This is a genomic window from Desulfosporosinus sp. HMP52 (assembly GCF_000765145.1).
Lineage (GTDB): Bacteria > Bacillota > Desulfitobacteriia > Desulfitobacteriales > Desulfitobacteriaceae > Desulfosporosinus.
Window position 1 is genome coordinate 1 of sequence record NZ_JMGA01000032.1, and the last position, 21,221, is coordinate 21,221.

Consider the following 21,221-nt stretch of genomic DNA (forward strand, 5'->3'; position numbering starts at 1 on the left):
GTTTGAGCATTTTATTTGTTAGCTTGTATGTTCTAAGTAATATCCGATGTTAAGTACTGAGTTTAAAGTTCCTTGATAAAATATGGGTATTAATTATTGAAAGAAGGCTTCACTTAAGGAAAGATTTTTCTTATTTCAGCTTAATCAAGCAACTTTATTAGGTGAATTTAAAAAAGGAGTCTGTGTATCAGGACGTGTTGCCAAATAAACACCTGTGATAACAATGGCTGCGCATATTAATTTGATGAGTGTAATGGATTCTCCTAAGATTGTCACAGACTGGATAATTGTAAAGATAGGTACGAGATTAATAAAAACGGCAGTTCGAGAGGCACCAATACGTTGAATGGCAATTGATTGGAAGAGGTAACCCAATACTGATGCAAATACGCTCATATATAAAATAGAGAGCCAACCTCTTGCTGTGGCCGTTGATAAGTAAGTAGTTGGGTTTTCCCATAAAACAAAGGGAAAAGAGATGATTACACATATTAAGAATGTATAAGCTGTGATCATGAAAGGGGATATATTATATTGCTTCATGTATCTTCGACTGAGTAGGGAATAAGTCGAAAAGCAAAATACGCCAAGCAGCATAAGAAAATCGCCGTGATTTACTTGAAATTGAGAGATTATTTGCCAATCCCCGTTGGTAATAAAGAGAAAGACACCGCTAAAAGAAAGGAAAATCCCTAACATTCTCTTGAATGTTAATCCTTCACTGAAGAACATCGCAGCTAAGAGGGTAGTGACCATGGGATTAATGGCCCCGATTAGGGAGGAATTAATTGCGGTAGTATAGCTCAGAGAAGTAAAAAATAAGACATGATAACAGAAAGTGCCGACAAATCCGAGTAAGAGAAGGGCGGGCCATTGTTTGCCGCGGGGGAAGAGGTTTTTCGGTTCTTTGATATACAAAATTGTGAAAATAAATGGTAAAGCAAAAAGAAAGCGAAAGAAAGTAAGGGCAAAGGGAGGGAAATCTTGAACGGAGAATTTTCCCGTTATAAATGCCCCGGACCAAAGGAGACTTGTTAGAACCATCAGTAATCGAACCTGTTTATCGGACATCAGAATGTTCCTGGTCACAAATGCTAAAAAATCACTTAATCGACTAAATAAAGTGGCAGCAATAAAGGACTTAAGCTACTAAGGATTTTTTTGTGGTGTCCAAACGCGTATGCCCCCGGATAATATCAAAGGCAACTCCAACAGCTTACGCACAGAGTGCTGGAAAAGAGGATAATTAATCGAAAGGTAATCCCTAGTAGTTTATTCATATATGCTAGCTATAAACCAGGATATTTCACTTCCTCTCAAGCTTTTAATGTTGTGTTGGTATCATTTTGAAAGTTTTCAAACGGATGTTTTCAGTTGACATTAAGTTTACCACGTTTTTCCCGGCTTTTCTTCTTAAATATAACAAAGGATTAATGAATGTACGTCGAACCGGTGACTATAACTACTAAATTTCCTATGATAATGATTAATTCTTGGATCCATCTATCTACTAACTCCAATAAGCGAAAGGGAGTCCTTTTTCCCTCAGTTTGTTTGAAGGTATTCCGTATGATATAGTAAACTGTGAAAGAATGGGGGTTTTCAGGATGCCGCGTATGCTTATATTAGATGGAAATAGCCTTGCAAATCGTGCTTTTTATGCACTTCCGCCGTTAACAACAGCGGATGGACGACCAACCAATGTTCTCCATGGTTTTTTGACCATGCTCTTTAAATTAGAACAAGAGCAGCACCCAGATTACTGGGTGGTTGCATTCGATAAAACTAAGGCAACCGTTCGGATTGAACAGTATGCCGGCTACAAAGCGCAGCGGAAAGAAACTCCTGAGGGATTGCGCCCACAATTTGATTATCTCAAGGAGATATTAGCAGAAATGGATGTTCCTCAGCTTGAGCTAGCGGGCTACGAAGCGGATGATTTAATTGCCGCTATAACTAAACAAGCGGAAGCTCAGGGAATGGAGATTCAAATTTATACAGGGGACAAGGATGCACTCCAACTCATATCCCCAAAAACAAATATTTTTATGACTAAAAAGGGGATCAGTGAGATTGAACGATACGATGAAACGGCCCTATGGGAACGCTATCAACTGCGGCCTTATCAAATCATTGATCTTAAGGGTCTAATGGGTGACAGCTCAGATAATATTCCAGGTGTCCCGGGAATCGGAGAAAAGACTGCCCTGAAATTACTATGGGAATTTGAAACTGTCGAGAATGTTTTGACGAATGTTGAGAGAGTATCTGGGAAAAAGGTTCAGAGTAATTTGAAAGAATATGCCGACCAGGCCATCCTAAGCAAGAAGTTGGCTACGATGCTGACGGAAGTTCCTATGACTTTTTCTAGCGAGGATTTTGTTTATCGACGTCCACAGGCCTCTAAAGTCCTGCCGGTTCTGCAAAAGTATGACCTGAGAAATGTAACTCGTTTATGGCATGAGCGTCATAATGATGAAGGACTTCTTAGTGAAAACTTAGAGGCGGTGTTAGAAACTTGGCCTGAACGAGCAATGTCAGAAGAGGATTGGCTCATTCAGATAGACGAATGGAAATCCCAAAAGAAACCTCTTACCCTAGCCTGTCGATACAAAGGGACAGGGTTGCAAGGGGGACAATGGCTGGAATGGGGAGTAGCTGTCCAAGGAGAGACCTTTACTCTGGACCGTGAAGGGATATCGGAAAAAGTTTGCGAAGCATGGCTGGGATTAATGGGAAGCGATGAGATTCCTAAAACCTTAGCGGACAGCAAGACGGTAGCCTTATTACTTGCTAACGAAGGTGTGGAACTAAAGGGCTTAGCCTTAGATCTAAGCCTAGCATCCTACCTAATTCAATCATCGAGACCGAAGTTTGCGCCCCTAGATTTGGTTAAAGAGTATTTTTCCAGTCAAGGGGTATTCGCTAATATTGCCGAGGAAGCTGCAGCCTTAGCTCAAGTTGCCCCTAAGTTTGAAGAAGATATCAGTACCCTGGGACTTACTAGTCTTTTGCATGAAATAGAAGAACCTTTAAGTTTGGTTCTTGCGCAAATGGAACGGCACGGAATTGCCATTGACTCTGAAGCGTTAAAAAACTTCGGCGAAGGAATAAGTCTAACCTTAAGACAGCTAGAGCAAGATATTTATTCTTTAGCTGAGGAGACCTTTAACATTAACTCTCCTAAACAGTTAGGAACCATCCTTTTTGAAAAGTTGGGCTTGCCTACGGCCAAGAAGACGAAAACTGGGTATTCCACAGATGCGGAGACCTTAGAAGAACTTCGCATAGCCCATCCTGTTGTGGCAAAGATTCTCGACTATCGGCAATTAAATAAACTAATGTCTACCTATGTAAATGGATTACTTGCTCAGGCCAAGGAAGGTAGGATTCATACCACCTTTCAACAAACTGTGACAACAACCGGACGTTTGTCGAGCACAGAACCTAATTTGCAGAACATCCCGATTCGATTAGAGCAGGGACGACAACTGCGAAAGGTTTTTCAGCCTACTGAGCCAGGGTGGGTGCTTCTCTCTGCTGACTATTCTCAAATTGAACTTAGGATTTTAGCCCACTATTCACAAGACCCTTTACTCTGTGAATCCTTTGCCCTGAGACAAGATGTTCATACCAGAACCGCTGCTGAAGTGTTTGGAATTTCACTGGATGAGGTGACTTCGGATATGCGCCGAAGTGCAAAGGCGGTTAATTTTGGTTTGGTCTATGGATTAACTGAATTCGGCCTCTCTAGGGATTTGGGCATTCCGCGTAAAGAATCTAAGTTTTATATCGAGCAGTATTTTAAGCGCTATAGTGGAGTTAAACGGTATCTGGAGGATGTTGTGACCCAGGCCAAAATAGAGGGACAAGTCCGTACCTTGTTAAATCGCTTGCGCCGCATTCCTGAGCTTCTGCATTCCAACCGAGTTCAACGTCAGTTTGGAGAGCGGATTGCAATGAATACGCCGGTACAGGGCACAGCTGCGGATATCATGAAATTAGCTATGCTAAAAGTAGCTGATGGATTGAAACCCTTTAAAGCAACAATGCTACTCCAAGTACACGATGAGCTCTTGCTTCAAGTAGCTCCGGCAAACCTGAAAAATGTTGCCCGCATGTTAAAGGAACAAATGGAAAATGCCTATCCTTTGACTGTGCCAATGACGGTGGAATGTAAGGTTGGGCCTAACTGGTACGAAATGAAGCCGTTTCATACAATATAAGGGGTGAAGAAATAATATGCCCGAACTTCCCGAGGTTGAAACAATCCGAAGGACATTAGCTCAGCATGTTAATGGTTTGAAAATAAAAGAAGTTAAGCTAGTTTGGTCATCTGCGGTTATCAGTTGGGAAGATCAACCCTTTGAAGTATTAGTTACCGATCGTCAAATTCAAAGGATTGATCGCCGGGGTAAATATCTATTAATTAGATTAGATAATGATCTAACCCTGATTGCCCATATGAGAATGACTGGGCGTTTAAACTATTACACAGAAAAACAACTCCCGGACAAGCATACTCATGTAGTTTTCTGTTTAGACAAGGGTGAAGTTCATTTTTCAGATGTTCGTAAATTTGGGCGTATCCAAGCCATACCCACCTCTCGGAGCATCAGTGATTCTTCCTTAGGCAAACTTGGGCCTGAACCCTTAGAGTTGGAGTTTACTCCTCAGGTTTTGAAAGAGCGATTTGGGAAGAAAAAAATCTCTGTAAAAGCCGCTTTATTAGATCAACATGTCTTAGCAGGCTTAGGAAATATTTATGTTGACGAATCCCTTTTTCAAGCTAGGATTTCACCCAGCCGTACTGTAGATACCCTATCCGATGAGGAAATAGCTAAACTCCATGAGGCAATCAGAAACGTCCTCCAGGCGGGGATCGATGCTCAAGGGACATCTTTTCGAGATTATCGCGATGCCAATGGAGAGAAAGGATCCTTCGAACGGGCTTTACAAGTATATGGCCGGGGAGGGGAACCATGTAAAGTTTGCGGGCAGTTATTAGAACGGATTCGCCTTGCCGGACGGACGACGGTCTATTGTTCGCAGTGTCAAAAATAAATGTTTTTTGGTTTAGTTAAAAATATGAGTCTGCCAAAACTTCCTGGGAGATATTCTTGCACATTGGGCATTCCTGATGAGTGTATAGAGGATAATATTGAGTACTCCTAAGAGAAGCTGTGAAAGGAGCTGTTGGAACTGCTATAACGCAGTGATCAATGCTCCTTTTGTATGTGCTGCGGGCAGAGGCTGTTCATTGATTAGTCTTACCTAAAATGCTAGTGCTGAGAAGGACAGTGGAATAGGATTAAATATAATATTTTAAACTTAAGAGTAAATAAATGATTAAGTTTAAAAGGAATATGAATTAACATGACGAAGTTTGATTAGAATATGTATTTATGCTTCTCATTCGTTTAGAAGCAAAGAATCATAAATGGAAAAATGTTATTTTTAGCTTCATCCTATTATTGATTTGATTCAATGGGTATCTACCTAAATAAGGAGTGGATTAGTTTATGATTAATGAAATGAAAAAGCTATCACCATCAATGGATGAATGGCTCAAAGAAGCAAAAAAAAATCCTGCGGCTTTACAGGAAGGGATGTTTTTAGTTCATAATGGCGTTGTGCGCCAAACCCCCAAAGCCAAGGTGCGCCAAGGAATTGATGACGGTTCGATGGTGAGGGGAATGGAATTTGATTATGATGCTGCAAAGGTTGATGCAGCGATTGCCGAAACCTATAAGATGGACGGTATCTTCCATGTTAGGGTTTGGCTTAATCAAGGCAAGCTCGAATTAGGCGATGACATAATGTATGTACTGATAGGCGGCGATATCAGACCGCATGTTATTGATGCATTGCAATTTCTGGTTGAAAAGATTAAAAGCGAATGTGTTACCGAAATTGAACAAAAATAGTGCCAGAAGGCTCGCAACATCAAAGAGAAAATGAATGTAGAAACAGGGTAGGGACACGCGGGACGTTACGGGATCCGATGAACTTCCAGCATCGGTAGATGATGAAGAAGCCTGAGGTTGAGGGGATTTTAAAAAGAGGTAAGAACTCATGGAAAAGAAGAAAATAAATACAAAGGTTTTAAAACCTAAATTAGAACTTGGCAATGATTTAGATATCATAGAGTTAACCGGAGAAAATATTGTGGACGAAATGATAGTCTCCAATGGAATAATTTCAAATTGCTATTTAGAAAATAATGAAGCAGAGTGCATGACTTTTAAAAAAGTAAAATTGAATAAAGTCATTTTTAACAAGATCACTTTGAAAGGTTTAGAACTGATAGATGTAAGCTTTCAAAATTGTGATTTATCAAATATTGATTTTCGTAAAGCTACCTTGCATAGAGTCGAATTTATAAATTGTAAGATGGTGGGTATTAATTTAAGTGAAGCTACATTGAGAGATGTAACATTCATAAACTGTAATAGTAAATATGCATATTTTCGTTATTCAAATTGTAAGCAAGTTGTATTCCAACAATGTCAATTGATTTCTGCGGATTTTAAAAACTCATTGTTTATTAATGTAGAATTTCAAGATTCTAATCTCATTGAGGCTCAAATGAACTTCACAAATCTAAGAGGAATAGATTTTACAAGTTGTGATATTGAAGGGATAGGAGTAAATATCACAGATATTAATGGTATCATAGTGAATGCTATGCAAGCGGTTGGTCTTTCTAGATTACTAGGTTTGATTGTAAAATAAATAGTAAATTGTAGATTATTTTCATACAGTTAAATCAATTATCCCTTAAGCAACCATAGATACATTTAAACCTTTAAATGTAATTATTTCTTTTATAGTCACATTACCATACAATGCTACCAGTATTTTAAGATCCGATATAGTCCCTGAAATAGCCATTATATTCCTCCTGTCGTATAATCATGCGAATTTCAACAATTTGTCATGCTTATTTATACGTCGGATGATCAAATCTTAGTAGGGTTAAAAGTCTTGAAATTCTTACCAATTATGTCGAAGCTGTGATTATCGTTTTGGGACGCGTCGCAAAACAACAACTGGTATGGTGGGATAATTTCATGATTACTAATGAAACTTTAAAAGTCATTAAGCAGCGTAGAAGTACAAGAAGTTTTAAAGAAGAGCAAATCAAAGGCGAGGAAATGCAGGCAATACTTGAGGCGGGAATGTATGCTCCTAACGCTGGAAATCAAGCATGGCATTTTACTGTAATTCAAAACAAGAAATTACTAGAGAAACTGAATCTTGCAGCTAAGCAAGGTGCTCAGCAAATGGATATTGAACACTTAAGGGAATTAGGTAATGATAAGGAATTTAATTGCTTATACCATGCACCAACACTAATTATTGTTTCTGGCGATGAGAAAGCTTTCGTACCTCTTGAAGCCGATTGTGCCGCTGCTACTCAGAATTTACTTCTGGCTGCAGAATCAATTGGGGGGGGCTTGCTGGATTTTCTTCGTCCTATTAGCGTTTAATTCACCTCTAGGAACAGAATTAAGACATGAACTTAAATTACCAGAGGGCTACAAGCCTTACTATGCGGCGATTTTTGGCTATAAAGATGATATTGTCGTCGATGTACCAGACAGAAAGTCAAATCTAATTACTTACATCAGATAGAGTTAACTTGTGAGTTTAGGGAATTTCACGACCTAGCCAGCAGAGATAGGAGAGACTAGCAATGTTCTTGCGAAGATTAAGTTTACTTAAAGAAAGGATCCCAAGTCACGAGGTCTATCCGTTTTCCATAGCTGCGTTTAAAAGTTTAGAAACCATCGAGTTTAACAATAGTGTGACATTTTTCGTAGGCGAGAATGGGTCAGGGAAATCTACGCTCCTTGAAGCTATTGCCTATAAATGTGATTTCAACACAGCCGGTGGAGGCAGAAATAACTTTTATGAAGTCCATTCCTCAGAATCAGCATTAGGTGATTATATTAGGCTTTCCTGGGCACCCAAAATCACGAATGGTTTTTTCCTCAGGGCGGAAAGCCTCTACAACTTTGCCTCTCATATTGATAGTCTCGGCCCAGCTGCTTATGAGCCCTATGGTGGCAACTCCCTACACAAACAATCCCATGGAGAATCATTTTTGTCGATATTCGCTAATAGGTTTGGGAAAAAGGGAATCTATTTATTGGATGAACCGGAAGCTGCTCTTTCCCCAGCTCGTCAGCTCACCTTGTTGAGAATTATTAAGGATTTAGTAGAAGGCGGTCGGTCCCAATTTATTATTGCAACACATTCTCCAATTATTTTGGCTTACCCAGATGCCCAGATTCTCGATTTTGATACTTCACCGGTTTCTCAAACAACCTATGAAGATACCTCACATTATCAAATTACCAAGGGCTTCTTGGAAAATAGAGATCGTTATTTACGAAAACTATTTGAAGAATAGGCTTCACTTTTAATAGAGTTTGAGATATCGGAGAGGATATGAATTTAAGTAACTTCGGTGTCGAAAGCCTTCCGAACGTTCTTTGAAATGGCACTTTAATAGTATGATAGCTTGGAGCGATATTAAATATTATGGAACGTAAAGAATACGCAGTAATTGTTTTACATGAGATCTATGGTATTAACCCCCACATTAAATGGGTATGTAAACAATATTTGGAGTCGGGATATGATGTTTTGTGTCCTGATTTCCTTAAGGGTAAAGAATTCTTTAATTATAATAGAGAAGGAGAAGCTTATCAGTATTTTATTGAGCACATTGGATTCAATTCGATGACAGAGGAATTTGAGAAAATATTGAAGAAAGCACATAGCAATTATAAACGGGTATATTTACTAGGCTTTAGTGTTGGGGCTACGGCAGCATGGCTATGTAGCGGTTTAGAGAGTACAGTTGATGGGGCGATTTGTTACTACGGATCTAGAATACGGGACTATGAATTTATAAATCCGAAATGCCCAGTATTATTAATTTGGGCAAAGGAAGAAAAGTTCTTTGATGTTTTAGAATTAAGTAATGCTCTTAAAACGAAGCCTTTTGTTAGTACACATATATTGGATGGGAAACATGGATTTAGTGATCCTTTTAGTAAAAATTATAATGAGCAATCTCAAAAAACCGCACAGGACTTAGTTAGTAGGTTTTTAAGTAGTTTAAAAGGTAGATGACAGCGATTGTGTTTAGCTGGCAGTACTTTACATAACCTTGACATATTTTCTGTGTAAAATAGAGATTTCAGGGAGGATTAGAATGAACGATAGGGTAGAACCATTCCATAGGAGCTTGTTATTGGTCTTTTTTGCCGTGCTCATTTGGTCAGTTATAAATCCAAAGGATTTATTTACATGGTTTTTAGAAGTTCTTCCTGCCCTGATTGGGCTAACTGTAGTAATTTTAACTTATAACCGATTTAGATTGACCAATTTAGTTTACTTTTTAATATTAGTTCACGCGATCATACTAATAGTTGGTGGACACTACACATATGCAGAAATGCCGATATTTAATTGGATAAGAGATGCTTTTCATCTTGCTAGGAATTATTATGATAGGCTGGGGCATTTTGCCCAGGGTTTTATACCTGCTATTATCGTCAGAGAAATATTAGTACGGAAATCAGCTTTAAAAAGAGGTAAATTATTATCATTCCTTATAATTAGCATTTGTCTTGCCATTAGTGCATCCTATGAATTAATTGAATGGGGAGTGGCAGAGGCCACCGGTAGCGCAGCTGATGCATTTTTAGGTACTCAAGGGGATGTTTGGGATACACAATGGGACATGTTTATGGCACTTTTAGGAGCAATAATGGCATTAGCATCTATGAGCAATCTCCATGACAAGTTCCTTAAAAAATACATTAATCAGTGAAAAGAGACCTTTGCTGCACTTAAGAAAGAATTTCTCACCTCAAAGGAGGAGGCGAAAAATGGAGATTAAAAGTAAATATCCTTGGCTAGTAGCACTAATGTGTGTATTTACTGTACTTTCAATAGGACTTATTAAATCACCGATATCTATTATTCCATTTGAATCTCGGGGGAGTACAACGCCAGTCGATATTTTGGCACAGAATTTTCTTCCTGTAGATATGAATAAAGAGTTTCAAGCTAAAAAGCCAAGGTTAATTGTTATAGAAGACTTTCATGCAACTATGTTAAACAATAATAGGAGCCTGCATGTATATTTGCCGCCAAGCTACTATGATGATAAAGAGAAGAAGTTTCCGGTTTTATATGTTCACGATGGCAAAAGTGTCTTTGATATTTCTGATTGGTCAAAGGAATCACTTAATATGCATACCGAAGCAGATAAATTGATCTCAGAAGGTAAAATCAAAGAAATCATTATTGTTGGCATTGATAATATTGGAAAACATAGAACTAGTGAATATTCTCACTGGGATGGGGTAGATATGGGTGAGCCTGTTTTAGGCAAGGGCGATTTATACGAGGACTTCGTAATAAATGATATAAAACCTTTTATGGATAAAAATTTCCGAACCTTATCAGATAGAGACAACACAGCCCTCATGGGTGCATCGATTGGAGGTCTTGCTACTTTCAATATAGGGTTCAGGCATTCGGAAGTTTTTAGCAAACTTGCCATGCTTTCCCCTTACCTGGGCTGGGGAGACAATAAATTATATGACATGTTAAGCACGGGAGTATATAAAGACAAGAAGCCACTAAAGATATGGATCGATGTAGGGTCTAAAGAAGATAGCTTTGTTAACATGGCAGCTAATGGGGTTCTGCTATTAATGAATAATGGATACAAATACTCTGATGAACTAGTGGCCTATGAAGCTCCTGATGGAGAACACTCTGAACGCTTCTGGGCACAACGGATAGAGCCAGTATTACTGTTTTTATTCGGGAATATCGGTAAGCCTGAGTCCATGAAGCTATACGTGGAAAATAAAATATACCTTAGTGATAAGGCTATTAAGCATATCAATTCAGTTGTAACCTATGATTCAGGATTCAAAATGACTGAAGTCTCGGCTAACTATAGTGTAGAAAAATCAGATCTGTTAAAAATCGATGGATTCGGGGGTGGACTACTTCCACTTGCTGAGGGAGTTACGAAAATAACGGTTAAATCTTCAACAGGGTTAACTGCGCAAGAAAGTATTGCTATTCTTAAATAGAATCTAATCAAATATTTTTGGGGGAATTTAAATGAAGACAATCGGTTTAATCGGAGGAATGAGCTGGGAATCATCATCCGAATATTATCGCATTATCAATGAAGAAGTTAAGCAAAGGCTTGGAGGTCTGCATTCGGCCAAATGCATTCTCTACAGCGTAGACTTCGAGGAAATAGAGATCTGTCAAAGAAATGGAGATTGGAAAAAGGCTGCTCAGATTCTAATAGATGCTGCTCAAAGTCTAGAGTTAGCGGGGGCAGATTTTATCCTTATTTGCACTAATACGATGCACAAGGTTGCCAAAGAGATTCAGGCGGGGATTAATCTTCCAATACTTCATATTGCCGATATTACAGCACAACATGTTTTATCTAACGATATTAAAACAGTTGGTCTATTGGGAACAAGATATACTATGGAACAGGACTTCTATAAATCGCGCTTAGAGACTATGGGTATAAAAGTATTGATTCCAGTGGAAGCGGATAGGGTAATAGTTAATAAAGTAATATATAACGAGTTATGTCTGGGACAGGTTATTGAAGAATCTAGAGTCCAATATAAAAGAATCATTGAGGATTTAATAGAACGAGGCGCGATGGGAATTATACTAGGGTGTACAGAAATTGGTTTGTTAGTTAAACCAGTGGACTCGTCTGTACTCTTATTTGATACAACTTCGCTTCATGCCATAGGGGCGGTAAACTTAGCATTAGAATAATCTATTTCTAAAATTCTTAAACCTAGCCCCTAGCATTCGCTGTAGCAAACAGGCACAATGAACGTTCAGTCGTTCAATTGGAGGTTAAGGTATGAAAATTAATACCGTAAAACATAATAATATAGAAATTGCTGTAGTAGTTAGTAGCGAGATATTGATAACAGATGTCCAATCCGCATTAGATTTAATGGCAACAATTAGGTACGAAACAGGTTGTGATCGTATAATTTTTTATAAATCAGCAATTTGCGAAGAGTTTTTCGATTTAAGAACTAAACTTGCCGGTGAAATCTTACAAAAGTTTGTCAATTATCATGTGAAGATAGCAATTGTCGGTGATTTTTCAGCGTATACCAGCAAGAGCCTTAAAGATTTCATTTATGAGAGTAATAATGGAAAGGATATATTTTTCTTGCCCAATGAACTGCAGGCTGTTCAAAAATTGAGTAACCAATGATTGTTATCAAGAAAATGTAAAGTACAAGCACTGAGCGGTTAATGTTCAGTGCATTTTTATGATGACTTCTCCTCGGGAAAGAGAGGGCAAATGGTGCATCGATGCACCATTGATAATATGCTGAAGTAAATGCCAAAATATAGTATAATTATATGAACAAGTTACCTGGAATTCGAGAATATGTGTAGTAGCTATTTTAGTTACAATCATCCTGTTGAGTACTTTGACAAGTACGTTTATATGGAGGCGTTTAAGTTTACTTAATAGGAATAATTAGTTTATGGCATAGCTCTCGGGCTGAAGTTGACCATTTAAGCTGAAATTGAAGTTACGAACTTAACAAGTTCATGATCCTTGAAAGACAATCAACAAAAAGGTTAAATTGCGGTGAGGGCTTAAAAGGGGAGGTGGGTTTAAATGTTCAAGAGGATATTAAGTTATTTTTTTGGTTGGGAAACGGTTTATCTTACAAACAACCTGGATAAATATGCCGGCATACGAGGAAGACTGCTGGATAATGGGGTAAAAGCAAAAACGAAAATAACCAATAACTCTTCTGGCGGTATAGGAAACTCCGTTATGCCCAATAGCACAAACTATGAAATTTTTGTTAGGAAAGAAGATGTCCATAGAGCAAATCAGATAATTCATAGTCATCGATAAAGCAGATTTCGCAACTTTTCAAGCGGCACAATCGGAGGAGTAGATTTGGAAATAAAGGTTAGAGAAGCAGTCATAAAGGACTATGAAAGTTTATGCGAGGTATACGTTGAACTTGACGAACAACACCGGCTAAATCATCCGGAACTTTTCATTTTACCTGAAGACTATGCAAAGGCAAAAGAGTACTTACTGGAAAGCATTAACGATTCTAATAAAGGGCTTTTTGTTGCTGAGGCAGATTCAAAAGTTGTTGGTTTTGCAGAATGTTACTTACAAAAGTCATCTAATTTCCCAATTATTAAGAAGAGGGAATGGATACAATTAGATGGCATAGCTGTCAGGGAAGGTTACCAAAAACATGGTATTGGGAGACTACTTTTAAGAAGAGTCATCGAATGGGCTAAGAATAAAGATGTAGATAGAATTGAGTTGAAAGTATATTCATTTAATTCTAATGCCGAACAATTTTATGCTAGGAATGGTTTTAGAGAATTAAGTAAGGCTATGTATTTAAACATTAGAAATTAACATTACTTTAGAATATTATTTTAATCTTAAGTACTACAGTTTAAGGAGTCATGACGCAATGGATAATGCTTTTAAAGTAAAGCAAATCACCAAACTATATGATAGTTGTAATCAATGTGGTTTGCCGACTTTGACTTGCATATGTAATATGGTTACTCCAATAAATTCAAGAGCCAAGTTTTGGGTTTTAACAAGTGAAAGGGAATTTTCCAGACCCTCAAGTACTGGAAGATTACTTAAATTAATAAACCCCCTTTCAACAGAAATATTCTTATGGGAACGAACCAAACCTTCGCAAAAATTGATCGAGATGATGACTAACTTTAAAGGTAATACATATTTATTGTTTCCGTCTGAGAATGAGGATTTCGAGAGTAAAAGTCTAAGCAACCTTCAAGAAGAAACGAACGCATTCATTCTAATTGATGGTACTTGGAAGGAAGCAAGAAAGATCTTTAGGAAGTGCGATTACTTAAAAAGTATTCCCCAAATCTCTATAAAGCCGGATTATGAGTCCGAGTTCACATTGCGAAGGGGTAGGCTTCAAAAAACACTTTGCACGATTGAAGCAGCAATGGAAATTCTAAAAAGTACTGGGGAGACAGAACAGCAAAGAATAGTAGAGCAATACTTTAACCTTTTTCTTAAACACTATAAAGCAGGTGCTAACTCCCATTTGCCTAAAGACTAATTTGCTCCAGGAACGATAAAGCGAAAAACTAGTTATTTCCAAAGAGTTTAATAGTGACTTTATTCAATTATGGACTAAATATAGATGGAGGTGGATTTTACATACTAGCAAACTGACAGTTAAGCTATGTTATACCCATGAAGGGAGTGAAAAGCCCTGGCTAGCGAGTTTAGATATCAGTCTGAAAGGCCGGTGACACGATCTAAGTACCGGTTGCTTTTTGGCAAGCTTTTTTTTACATGGCGTCGCTACTTCCAATGGCATTTTTCTAGGTCAACCCAGTATGCATCTACATTCCAAAATCTTGCACTCCCTTTTAATGTGGCAAATCATAAAACCCTATTGTATCGGCAGCTTAAAAATGTTGATATGTGGTTGCAAGAAAACAAGGTAACGAACTTGAAGTTGGCTGTGTCGAAGATAAATGGGTTAGTTCTTAAACCAGGAGAGACATTTTCCCTTTGGCGCTTGGTCGGAAAACCAACGAAAGCAAAAGGGTTCTTGGAAGGGATGGTACTAATAAACGGGTCTTTTGAACCAGGAGTAGGAGGTGGCCTATGCCAACTTTCCAATCTTATCTATTGGATGACGACCTTACATACCCCCTTACAAGTAAAGGAACGCTGGCGCCACACTCATGACGTATTTCCGGATGCTAACAGGACTCAACCCTTTGGAAGCGGTGCTACAGTTGTTTATAATTATATAGATCTCCAAATAAAAAATGAGACCCTAAATTCTTATCAACTTCAAATAAATGTCGGAGAATCAGATCTGGAAGGCCAATGGCGATGTGATCAACCTCTATCCCATAAATATAAGGTTTATGAAAGTGACCATTTGATTACCCAAGAATGGTGGGGCGGGTACATGCGTCACAATGTTATAAGACGTCAGATATTTGACCTCCATAATAATCAGCTAGGTGACGAGTTTATCACTGAAAATCATGCAATAATGATGTACGAGCCTATGTTAACAAGTAGTATTTAATCACTAAAAGATTTAATTAAGGATTGCCTGAAATGGAGGAAAAGAATTTTCAATGAGCCAAGATAATTCCATAAATACTCATAAAACGCATAAAGCATACCGCAATCTGATTGCCGATTGTGAAAAATGTTTCGGTTTATGTTGTGTTGCACTGTACTTCGCAGCTTCGGAAGGCTTCCCCAATAACAAAGACGCGGGTCAACCATGCATTAATCTACAGCCGGATTTTCGCTGCTCCATTCATCAAACTCTGAGGGAAAAAGGGATGAAAGGTTGCATGGCTTTTGATTGCTTTGGCGCGGGGCAAAAAGTATCTCAAATAAGTTTTTCGGGACTGGACTGGCGTAAAAAACCTGAATCTGCTATGCACATGTTCGAGGTATTCCTTATTATGAGACAACTCCATGAATTGGTCTGGTATCTGACGGAAGCTTTGACATTAGAACCAACCCGAACAATCCATGAGGAACTCCAAGTTATGCTTGCTAAGACTGAACTTGTAACTGGTCTTAGTCCTGAGGCTCTCTTGAAAATAGATGTAGCGGCACAACGTGCAGAGGTTAACGCTTTATTGCTTAAAACTAGTGAACTTGTTCGAGCTGAAGCTCTTCTTGGGCAGAAGACCAGTACGGGGCGAAAGAAGTCCTTCGGTAGGGGGGCTAATCTTATTGGAGCAGACCTTAGAAAATTTAATCTTAGAGGTTCAAATTTAAGAGGAGCATACCTTATCGCTGCAGACCTCAGAGGAACTGACTTGACGGGAACTGATTTTATCGGGGCTGACTTACGAGATGCTGACCTCAGAGGCGCAGATTTAACAAAAAGCCTCTTTCTTACCCAAGCACAAATTAACACCACAAAGGGAGATAATTTCACAAAAATACGACCATCATTTACCCGGCCAAGGCAATGGGACGCCTAGAACGAAGATTGGTTTAGAACCTACGAATTTTAGGCTTAAAGGGAGGCTGAACCATTTATGTCGAAAACTATAATTAGAAGAGCCGAAAGTACGGACATTTCCGCACTCGTTAGGTTGCTGGAAATCCTTTTTTCAATAGAGCGTGATTTCAAAATTGATGAAAGCAAACAACGCAAGGGTCTTGAAATATTGCTGCAGGATGATTCCAAGGGTTGTATTATGGTTGCCGAGAACAATTCGCAAGTTATTGGAATGTGCACTGCTCAGATTTTAGTCTCTACTGCCGAGGGCGGGCATGTCGCTCTTATTGAAGATCTGGTAGTGGATAAAGAATTTAGGGGAATAGGCATCGGTAAAGAATTGCTTAAATCCATTGAAGGCTGGGCGATGGAAAAGGGAGTAAAAAGATTGCAGTTATTGGCCGATAAGAATAACATCTCAGCGTTGAATTTTTATAAATCTATAGGGTGGAATAGCACCCAACTAATCTGCTTGCACAAGAAGTAAGTAGGTAGTAATAATGCTGAGGCAGGTAAATAAGCTGCCCACCTTCACTGGATATGATTTATTATTATTTAGCTAAGAAGTAATAATGTTATTAGTGACTTTTAACCAAATAATCCTATGGAGGATATGGTGAGTACTATGCACGGTAAGAGGAATTTAATCAGATATCTAATGCTAGTGACAATAGTTATGATATGTGGCTTAAGCGCACGAAGCTTCTCTTCGTTTTTACCACTTTGGATTAATTTGTATTTAGGGGATATCTTATGGGGGCTGATGGTTTTTTTCTTGTTCGGTCTCCTATTCAGAGCCAGACCAACCAGAGTGGTTGCAGCCGGTGCGCTCATCTTTTCCTATGCTGTTGAGATTAGTCAACTATACCATTCCTATTGGATTGATTCATTAAGGCACACTAGTATTGGCGGTTTAGTCTTAGGTTACGGATTTTTATGGAGTGATCTGATTTCCTATACTCTGGGAATTGGTTTTGGATTATTGATTGAGCGTAGGCTTAATTAATTTGTTTATTCATATTTTCTTGTCTCGAAGGATGTTTTGAGTTTGTTAGTAAACAAGGTCTATGATATAGTAAATTTCGATAAGAGCTTGTTTGTTTAAATATCGGGATGACCAAGAGTTGGTTTTATTTCCTTATCAAGGAACCCAAAACGTTATATAGTAAACCCAGTATCATGAAAATGAATTTTGATGAATATCAATAGAGCAGGTGCAGAAAAATGAGTGTTTTATTTTGCCGCGATTGCGGTGTTGATATATCCGGTGAGCCACTTTTTCGGCGGATTAGTTTTGCCCTGGAAAATGGAGAAAAGGCAGCTCTAGTTGGTCCGAACGGAGCAGGTAAAACAACTCTCATTCGGGCTTGTATAGGTGATATGCGCTTAGAATGTGGAGAGGTTCAAATCCTTGGTTCCTACGGTTATCTGCCTCAGACTCCTATTGTGGAAGATGAAGGTAAGGTTTTTGACTGTGTAATCCAGGAACGTGCAGATTTACTAAATGTTCAGGAACAACTGAGGGAGTTAGAAGAAAAAATGGGTACCACTCCAAGTGAAAAAGTAATGGAGCAGTATGCTGTTTTGACTGAATCCTTCGAACGCCAAGGAGGCTATGCTTTAGAAGCTTTAGTTCGGAAAATATTAGCAGGTTTAGGGCTAGAAGAGGAAATGAATTCTCAGGTTGCTATGCTAAGCGGGGGACAAAAAACTCGGTTAGCCCTATGTAAGCTTTTGCTTCGAGCCCCTGAACTTTTAATATTAGATGAGCCAACCAATCATTTAGATATTGCTGCAATGGAATGGCTTGAAGGGTACTTGAGAGATTATTCCGGAGGTTTGCTGATTGTTTCACATGACAGATACTTTTTAGATAGAACGGTATCGAGAGTTTTGTGTCTGGAAAACGGCGGATTGAAAAGTTATCCCGGAAATTACTCTGAGTATGAATTACTCAAAGCTATAGAGGCCAAGACAATAGATCGAGAAGCAGAACGTTTAGCGAAAAAGATTGCTAAGCTTGAAGAATATGTTCGTAGAAATAAGGCTGGAGTCAACTCCAAGCAGGCTCGGGGCCGGGAAAGTCAGCTGCAAAAACTTAAGCCTATTCAGGTTAGCAAGGTAGATCATGGACTTTCAATCTCCATGGGAAGTGGTGGAAGAAGCGGAAATCGGGTACTTTTAATAGAAGATCTATCGATTTCCTTCGCAACCAGGACTCTTTTTTCCAATGTACAACTGGATCTAAGACGTGAAGATAGAGTAGCGTTGTTGGGTAAAAATGGGATCGGAAAAACGACTATTCTCAAAGCCATTCTTGATCAGGTTCCGTTTAAGGGAACCATTCGTTTGGGAGCAAATGTGAAAATTGCCTATTACTCACAGGAGCATGAAAATCTGGGTACTTCCGGTACGGTAATGGATGAGATCCGAATGGTTTCCGATTTAAAGGATCCGGAGATTAGAAGTCTTCTAGCCAGATATGGGTTTCGAAAAGATGATGTATTTAAGCTTATATCTGTCTTAAGTGGAGGAGAAAAGAGCCGTCTAGCTTTATGCAAACTTTTCCTAGAGCAAGGAAACTTACTCCTGCTGGATGAGCCGACAAATCACCTGGATGTGGAAACTCGTGGGGTATTAGAAGAAGCTCTTCAGGAGTACGAGGGAACTGTACTAATGGTTTCCCATGATCGCTACTTTTTAGATAAGGTGGCCAACAAAATTGCTGAACTAACCCCTCGCGGACTGCTGCTTTATGATGGAGATTACACCGGGTTCAAAGAATATAAACAACAGCAAGAAGAACTTAGTGATGCTCCTCTCGAAGGAAATAATAAGACAAGTGTACAAGATCAACAAGAGAGCCGCCTTCAAGCACGTGAAAAAAAGCGAATGAAGCAGCTTGAATTAGAAATTGAAGAGTTAGAAACAAAACTTCAAATATTAGAACAAGAGCTTGGAGCGGCCAATACTAATTATGAGTTGGCTATGAAACTGCATGAAGATTATGAGACGGTTAAGCAACGCAGAGATAGTGCTTTAGAAGAATGGATTGCTGGAAATGTTTGATTTCACCAAATAGACTTTGAATCCATATATTATCCTGAAGTCGCAAGATGGAGGGATACATATTATGGGAGTAGCTATGCTTATGGCAGTGGCTTTAAGTCTGGATGGTTTTGGTGTTGGGTTGGCGTACGGGCTGCGCCGTATTCGAATACCTGTAAATTCGCTTATAGCTATTGCAATGTGTACAGTTTTGGCAATGGGTGTATCAATGCTTTTCGGTGGATGGGTAACCTTATGGCTTGAGTTAATACCGGCACGGTTATTAGGAGCTGTAATTTTACTCGCTCTAGGAGTTTTTCAATTAGGGAAAGCTATTAGGAATGGGAGCGAAGAAGTCTTTCCGGAAGCTGTGCCAGCTATGGCTTATGCTCAACCCAAAGCTGTTTTAGAACCGGTTTTTAGGTTTCAATTACAATTATTCGGTTTGGTAATTCAAGTTCTTAAGACCCCGGATATTGCAGATGTTGATGGTTCTGGGGTAATCAGCTTAAAAGAAAGCTTACTCTTAGGAAGTGCTCTAGCTATAGATGCCTTTGCAAGTGGAATAGGAGCTGCTATGGCTGGAATGACTTTGTCAGTTATTGGAGTCGTAGCCTTGACCCAAATAATGATGCTGCGGCTAGGTCAGCAAATGGCCGGGAAAATTCCCGTGTATTGGACCAGTAAGGCGGAATATTTGCCGGGTGTTGTTTTAATCTTAATCGGATTGGGAAAATTGATCTGAGGTGAGGAGTATGTTTAACATTGGCTTGACGGGTGGGATTGGCAGTGGTAAATCTACAGTTGCCCAATGGTTTAAAAATAAAGGGGTACCAGTTCTCGACGCTGATCATACGGTTCACCGTTTGTTGCAAACTGACTCATTGACGATTTCAAAATTAGTTTCTGAATTTGGCCCGGAAATTTTAAATAAGAATCAACAAATAAACCGCACCACTTTAGGAAAACTGGTTTTCAGGGATGATGATGCACGAAAGCGCTTAGAGCGCATCGTGCACCCTCGTGTAAGGCAATGTATGAATGAAGACCGAGATTCGCTTGAGCAGCGCGGGGATAAGATATGTGTTTGGGATGTACCTCTGCTCTTTGAATCAGGTTTTAAAAAGTATGTAGATGAAGTTTGGGTTGTCTGGGTACCACGCAGCCTGCAAATTTCTCGCGTTCTGGCAAGGGACAAGCTGAGTCTGGGTGAGGTGGAAGCCCGAATTGCTTCCCAAGGGTCACTAGATGAAAAGTGCAAGCTAGCTGATGTTGTTATTGATAATTCTGGGGACGAGGATCAAACAGTGTGTCAACTCTCTAATAAATGGGAAGAATTACTAGATAGGCTAAAGATCAATTAATACATAATAGACGACTTTGAGAAAATAGACTAAGGATAAATACCTTTCTTAATTGTGAGAAGGAGATGGGATGGCTAAAAAGAATTTGAAGCGTAAGATCAATGGCCGGCAAATTAGCATAGTTATTGTGCTATGTATTTTGGCAGTTTATAGCATTTTTCAATTAGTAGATTTACAGAAGATTATCTATCCATACCCTCACCGGACAATCATTGAAAAGTATGCTTCCCAATACGGAGTGGATCCCTTATTGGTTCTTGCTGTGATCCGAGAGGAAAGTAAGTTTCTCCCCCAATCAGAATCTCATAAGGGTGCAGTAGGACTAATGCAGTTAATGCCCAGTACAGCTCAATCCATAGCCCAAAGTGTTGGAGATAAGGGGTATAGTGATGAGTATCTACTTGATCCGGAGAAGAATATTCAATATGGAACATGGTATCTAGCTAGTCTGAAAAAGTTATTTTCTAACAATCAAACTTTAGTGATTGCAGCTTATAATGGTGGAAGAGGGCATGTTCAAGAATGGATTGAATCCGGTCAAATTGACCCGAATAATATCCAGCAACAGGATATTCCCTTTAAAGAAACCCGTGATTATGTGCAGCGTGTCTTTAAAAGTTATCAAAAATACATTAAGCTTTATCGTACATAACTTGGATAGTAACTCCGATAAGCGTTAAGA

The 21,221-nt window shown here is 39.0% G+C and carries 23 protein-coding genes; 22 read left to right on the forward strand and 1 reads right to left on the reverse strand.

What is annotated here, in order from left to right:
• Positions 1-144: 144 nt before the first annotated feature.
• Positions 145-1,071: a DMT family transporter gene (locus DP73_RS13375; RefSeq protein ID WP_034600161.1), complete on the reverse strand. Its 927-nt coding sequence runs from the start codon at positions 1,069-1,071 to the stop codon at positions 145-147.
• Between the two features lie 536 nt (positions 1,072-1,607).
• Between DP73_RS13375 and polA the strand changes: the two genes are divergently transcribed.
• The 22 genes from polA to DP73_RS13485 all read left to right on the forward strand — a co-directional run bounded on the left by polA (position 1,608) and on the right by DP73_RS13485 (position 21,191).
• Positions 1,608-4,226, forward strand: a complete 2,619-nt coding sequence (gene polA, locus DP73_RS13380; RefSeq protein ID WP_034600162.1) for a DNA polymerase I — start codon at positions 1,608-1,610, stop codon at positions 4,224-4,226.
• Positions 4,227-4,242: 16 nt separating this feature from the next.
• Entirely contained in the window at positions 4,243-5,064 is an 822-nt protein-coding gene (mutM, locus tag DP73_RS13385) for a bifunctional DNA-formamidopyrimidine glycosylase/DNA-(apurinic or apyrimidinic site) lyase (protein ID WP_034600163.1), read from the forward strand.
• Between the two features lie 458 nt (positions 5,065-5,522).
• Positions 5,523-5,927, forward strand: a complete 405-nt coding sequence (locus DP73_RS13390) for a molybdenum cofactor biosynthesis protein MoaE (RefSeq protein WP_034600164.1) — start codon at positions 5,523-5,525, stop codon at positions 5,925-5,927.
• 148 nt (positions 5,928-6,075) lie between these two features.
• Positions 6,076-6,735: a pentapeptide repeat-containing protein gene (locus tag DP73_RS13395; RefSeq protein ID WP_034600165.1), complete on the forward strand. Its 660-nt coding sequence runs from the start codon at positions 6,076-6,078 to the stop codon at positions 6,733-6,735.
• 338 nt (positions 6,736-7,073) lie between these two features.
• Positions 7,074-7,493, forward strand: a complete 420-nt coding sequence (locus DP73_RS13400; RefSeq protein ID WP_242865761.1) for a nitroreductase family protein — start codon at positions 7,074-7,076, stop codon at positions 7,491-7,493.
• Between the two features lie 206 nt (positions 7,494-7,699).
• On the forward strand, positions 7,700-8,419 hold the full coding sequence (locus DP73_RS13405) for an AAA family ATPase (RefSeq protein ID WP_034600166.1): 720 nt from the start codon (positions 7,700-7,702) through the stop codon (positions 8,417-8,419).
• A gap of 131 nt (positions 8,420-8,550) precedes the next feature.
• On the forward strand, positions 8,551-9,147 hold the full coding sequence (locus tag DP73_RS13410) for a dienelactone hydrolase family protein (RefSeq protein WP_034600167.1): 597 nt from the start codon (positions 8,551-8,553) through the stop codon (positions 9,145-9,147).
• 82 nt (positions 9,148-9,229) lie between these two features.
• Positions 9,230-9,850: a DUF2238 domain-containing protein gene (locus DP73_RS13415; protein WP_081963052.1), complete on the forward strand. Its 621-nt coding sequence runs from the start codon at positions 9,230-9,232 to the stop codon at positions 9,848-9,850.
• 58 nt (positions 9,851-9,908) lie between these two features.
• Positions 9,909-11,132 (forward strand): alpha/beta hydrolase-fold protein, encoded by a 1,224-nt coding sequence (locus DP73_RS13420; protein WP_052090673.1) that lies wholly within the window; start codon positions 9,909-9,911, stop codon positions 11,130-11,132.
• Positions 11,133-11,163: 31 nt separating this feature from the next.
• Complete coding sequence (locus DP73_RS13425; RefSeq protein ID WP_034600168.1) at positions 11,164-11,853, forward strand: aspartate/glutamate racemase family protein; 690 nt, start codon at positions 11,164-11,166, stop codon at positions 11,851-11,853.
• A 91-nt stretch (positions 11,854-11,944) separates the two neighbouring features.
• On the forward strand, positions 11,945-12,310 hold the full coding sequence (locus DP73_RS13430; RefSeq protein ID WP_034600170.1) for a DUF4180 domain-containing protein: 366 nt from the start codon (positions 11,945-11,947) through the stop codon (positions 12,308-12,310).
• 417 nt (positions 12,311-12,727) lie between these two features.
• A complete protein-coding gene (locus tag DP73_RS13435) occupies positions 12,728-12,973 on the forward strand; it encodes a hypothetical protein (protein ID WP_034600171.1) in 246 nt (81 codons plus the stop codon).
• 45 nt (positions 12,974-13,018) lie between these two features.
• Positions 13,019-13,501, forward strand: coding sequence for a GNAT family N-acetyltransferase (locus tag DP73_RS13440; RefSeq protein WP_034600172.1), 483 nt, complete (start codon positions 13,019-13,021; stop codon positions 13,499-13,501).
• A gap of 58 nt (positions 13,502-13,559) precedes the next feature.
• On the forward strand, positions 13,560-14,192 hold the full coding sequence (locus DP73_RS13445; protein WP_034600174.1) for a tRNA-uridine aminocarboxypropyltransferase: 633 nt from the start codon (positions 13,560-13,562) through the stop codon (positions 14,190-14,192).
• A gap of 156 nt (positions 14,193-14,348) precedes the next feature.
• The gene (locus tag DP73_RS13450) at positions 14,349-15,185 is read left to right on the forward strand and encodes a VanW family protein (RefSeq protein WP_034600175.1); all 837 of its coding nucleotides are present in this window, start codon (positions 14,349-14,351) and stop codon (positions 15,183-15,185) included.
• A 52-nt stretch (positions 15,186-15,237) separates the two neighbouring features.
• A complete protein-coding gene (locus tag DP73_RS13455; protein ID WP_034600176.1) occupies positions 15,238-16,107 on the forward strand; it encodes a pentapeptide repeat-containing protein in 870 nt (289 codons plus the stop codon).
• Between the two features lie 57 nt (positions 16,108-16,164).
• Positions 16,165-16,614 carry a GNAT family N-acetyltransferase gene (locus DP73_RS13460; RefSeq protein WP_034600178.1) on the forward strand — a complete coding sequence of 150 codons (450 nt, stop codon included), beginning with the start codon at positions 16,165-16,167 and terminating at the stop codon, positions 16,612-16,614.
• A gap of 138 nt (positions 16,615-16,752) precedes the next feature.
• A complete protein-coding gene (locus DP73_RS13465; protein WP_034600181.1) occupies positions 16,753-17,133 on the forward strand; it encodes a DUF2809 domain-containing protein in 381 nt (126 codons plus the stop codon).
• A 218-nt stretch (positions 17,134-17,351) separates the two neighbouring features.
• Entirely contained in the window at positions 17,352-19,196 is a 1,845-nt protein-coding gene (locus DP73_RS13470) for an ABC-F family ATP-binding cassette domain-containing protein (RefSeq protein ID WP_034600182.1), read from the forward strand.
• A 64-nt stretch (positions 19,197-19,260) separates the two neighbouring features.
• Entirely contained in the window at positions 19,261-19,920 is a 660-nt protein-coding gene (ytaF, locus tag DP73_RS13475) for a sporulation membrane protein YtaF (RefSeq protein WP_034600183.1), read from the forward strand.
• A gap of 10 nt (positions 19,921-19,930) precedes the next feature.
• Entirely contained in the window at positions 19,931-20,539 is a 609-nt protein-coding gene (gene coaE, locus DP73_RS13480; RefSeq protein ID WP_034600185.1) for a dephospho-CoA kinase, read from the forward strand.
• Positions 20,540-20,609: 70 nt separating this feature from the next.
• Positions 20,610-21,191 (forward strand): lytic transglycosylase domain-containing protein, encoded by a 582-nt coding sequence (locus tag DP73_RS13485; RefSeq protein WP_034600187.1) that lies wholly within the window; start codon positions 20,610-20,612, stop codon positions 21,189-21,191.
• Positions 21,192-21,221: the final 30 nt, after the last annotated feature.

Bases quoted from the DNA above. Each gene is read 5' to 3' on its own strand.
- polA (WP_034600162.1), top strand. From the start codon at position 1,608: ATGCCGCGTATGCTTATATTAGATGGAAATAGCCTTGCAAATCGTGCT.
- DP73_RS13470 (WP_034600182.1), top strand. From the start codon at position 17,352: ATGAGTGTTTTATTTTGCCGCGATTGCGGTGTTGATATATCCGGTGAG.
- mutM (WP_034600163.1), top strand. From the start codon at position 4,243: ATGCCCGAACTTCCCGAGGTTGAAACAATCCGAAGGACATTAGCTCAG.
- DP73_RS13455 (WP_034600176.1), top strand. From the start codon at position 15,238: ATGAGCCAAGATAATTCCATAAATACTCATAAAACGCATAAAGCATAC.
- coaE (WP_034600185.1), top strand. From the start codon at position 19,931: ATGTTTAACATTGGCTTGACGGGTGGGATTGGCAGTGGTAAATCTACA.
- DP73_RS13395 (WP_034600165.1), top strand. From the start codon at position 6,076: ATGGAAAAGAAGAAAATAAATACAAAGGTTTTAAAACCTAAATTAGAA.
- DP73_RS13485 (WP_034600187.1), top strand. From the start codon at position 20,610: ATGGCTAAAAAGAATTTGAAGCGTAAGATCAATGGCCGGCAAATTAGC.
- ytaF (WP_034600183.1), top strand. From the start codon at position 19,261: ATGGGAGTAGCTATGCTTATGGCAGTGGCTTTAAGTCTGGATGGTTTT.
- DP73_RS13405 (WP_034600166.1), top strand. From the start codon at position 7,700: ATGTTCTTGCGAAGATTAAGTTTACTTAAAGAAAGGATCCCAAGTCAC.
- DP73_RS13435 (WP_034600171.1), top strand. From the start codon at position 12,728: ATGTTCAAGAGGATATTAAGTTATTTTTTTGGTTGGGAAACGGTTTAT.
- DP73_RS13420 (WP_052090673.1), top strand. From the start codon at position 9,909: ATGGAGATTAAAAGTAAATATCCTTGGCTAGTAGCACTAATGTGTGTA.
- DP73_RS13375 (WP_034600161.1), bottom strand. From the start codon at position 1,071: ATGTCCGATAAACAGGTTCGATTACTGATGGTTCTAACAAGTCTCCTT.
- DP73_RS13410 (WP_034600167.1), top strand. From the start codon at position 8,551: ATGGAACGTAAAGAATACGCAGTAATTGTTTTACATGAGATCTATGGT.
- DP73_RS13460 (WP_034600178.1), top strand. From the start codon at position 16,165: ATGTCGAAAACTATAATTAGAAGAGCCGAAAGTACGGACATTTCCGCA.
- DP73_RS13430 (WP_034600170.1), top strand. From the start codon at position 11,945: ATGAAAATTAATACCGTAAAACATAATAATATAGAAATTGCTGTAGTA.
- DP73_RS13465 (WP_034600181.1), top strand. From the start codon at position 16,753: ATGCACGGTAAGAGGAATTTAATCAGATATCTAATGCTAGTGACAATA.
- DP73_RS13400 (WP_242865761.1), top strand. From the start codon at position 7,074: ATGATTACTAATGAAACTTTAAAAGTCATTAAGCAGCGTAGAAGTACA.
- DP73_RS13445 (WP_034600174.1), top strand. From the start codon at position 13,560: ATGGATAATGCTTTTAAAGTAAAGCAAATCACCAAACTATATGATAGT.
- DP73_RS13390 (WP_034600164.1), top strand. From the start codon at position 5,523: ATGATTAATGAAATGAAAAAGCTATCACCATCAATGGATGAATGGCTC.
- DP73_RS13425 (WP_034600168.1), top strand. From the start codon at position 11,164: ATGAAGACAATCGGTTTAATCGGAGGAATGAGCTGGGAATCATCATCC.
- DP73_RS13415 (WP_081963052.1), top strand. From the start codon at position 9,230: ATGAACGATAGGGTAGAACCATTCCATAGGAGCTTGTTATTGGTCTTT.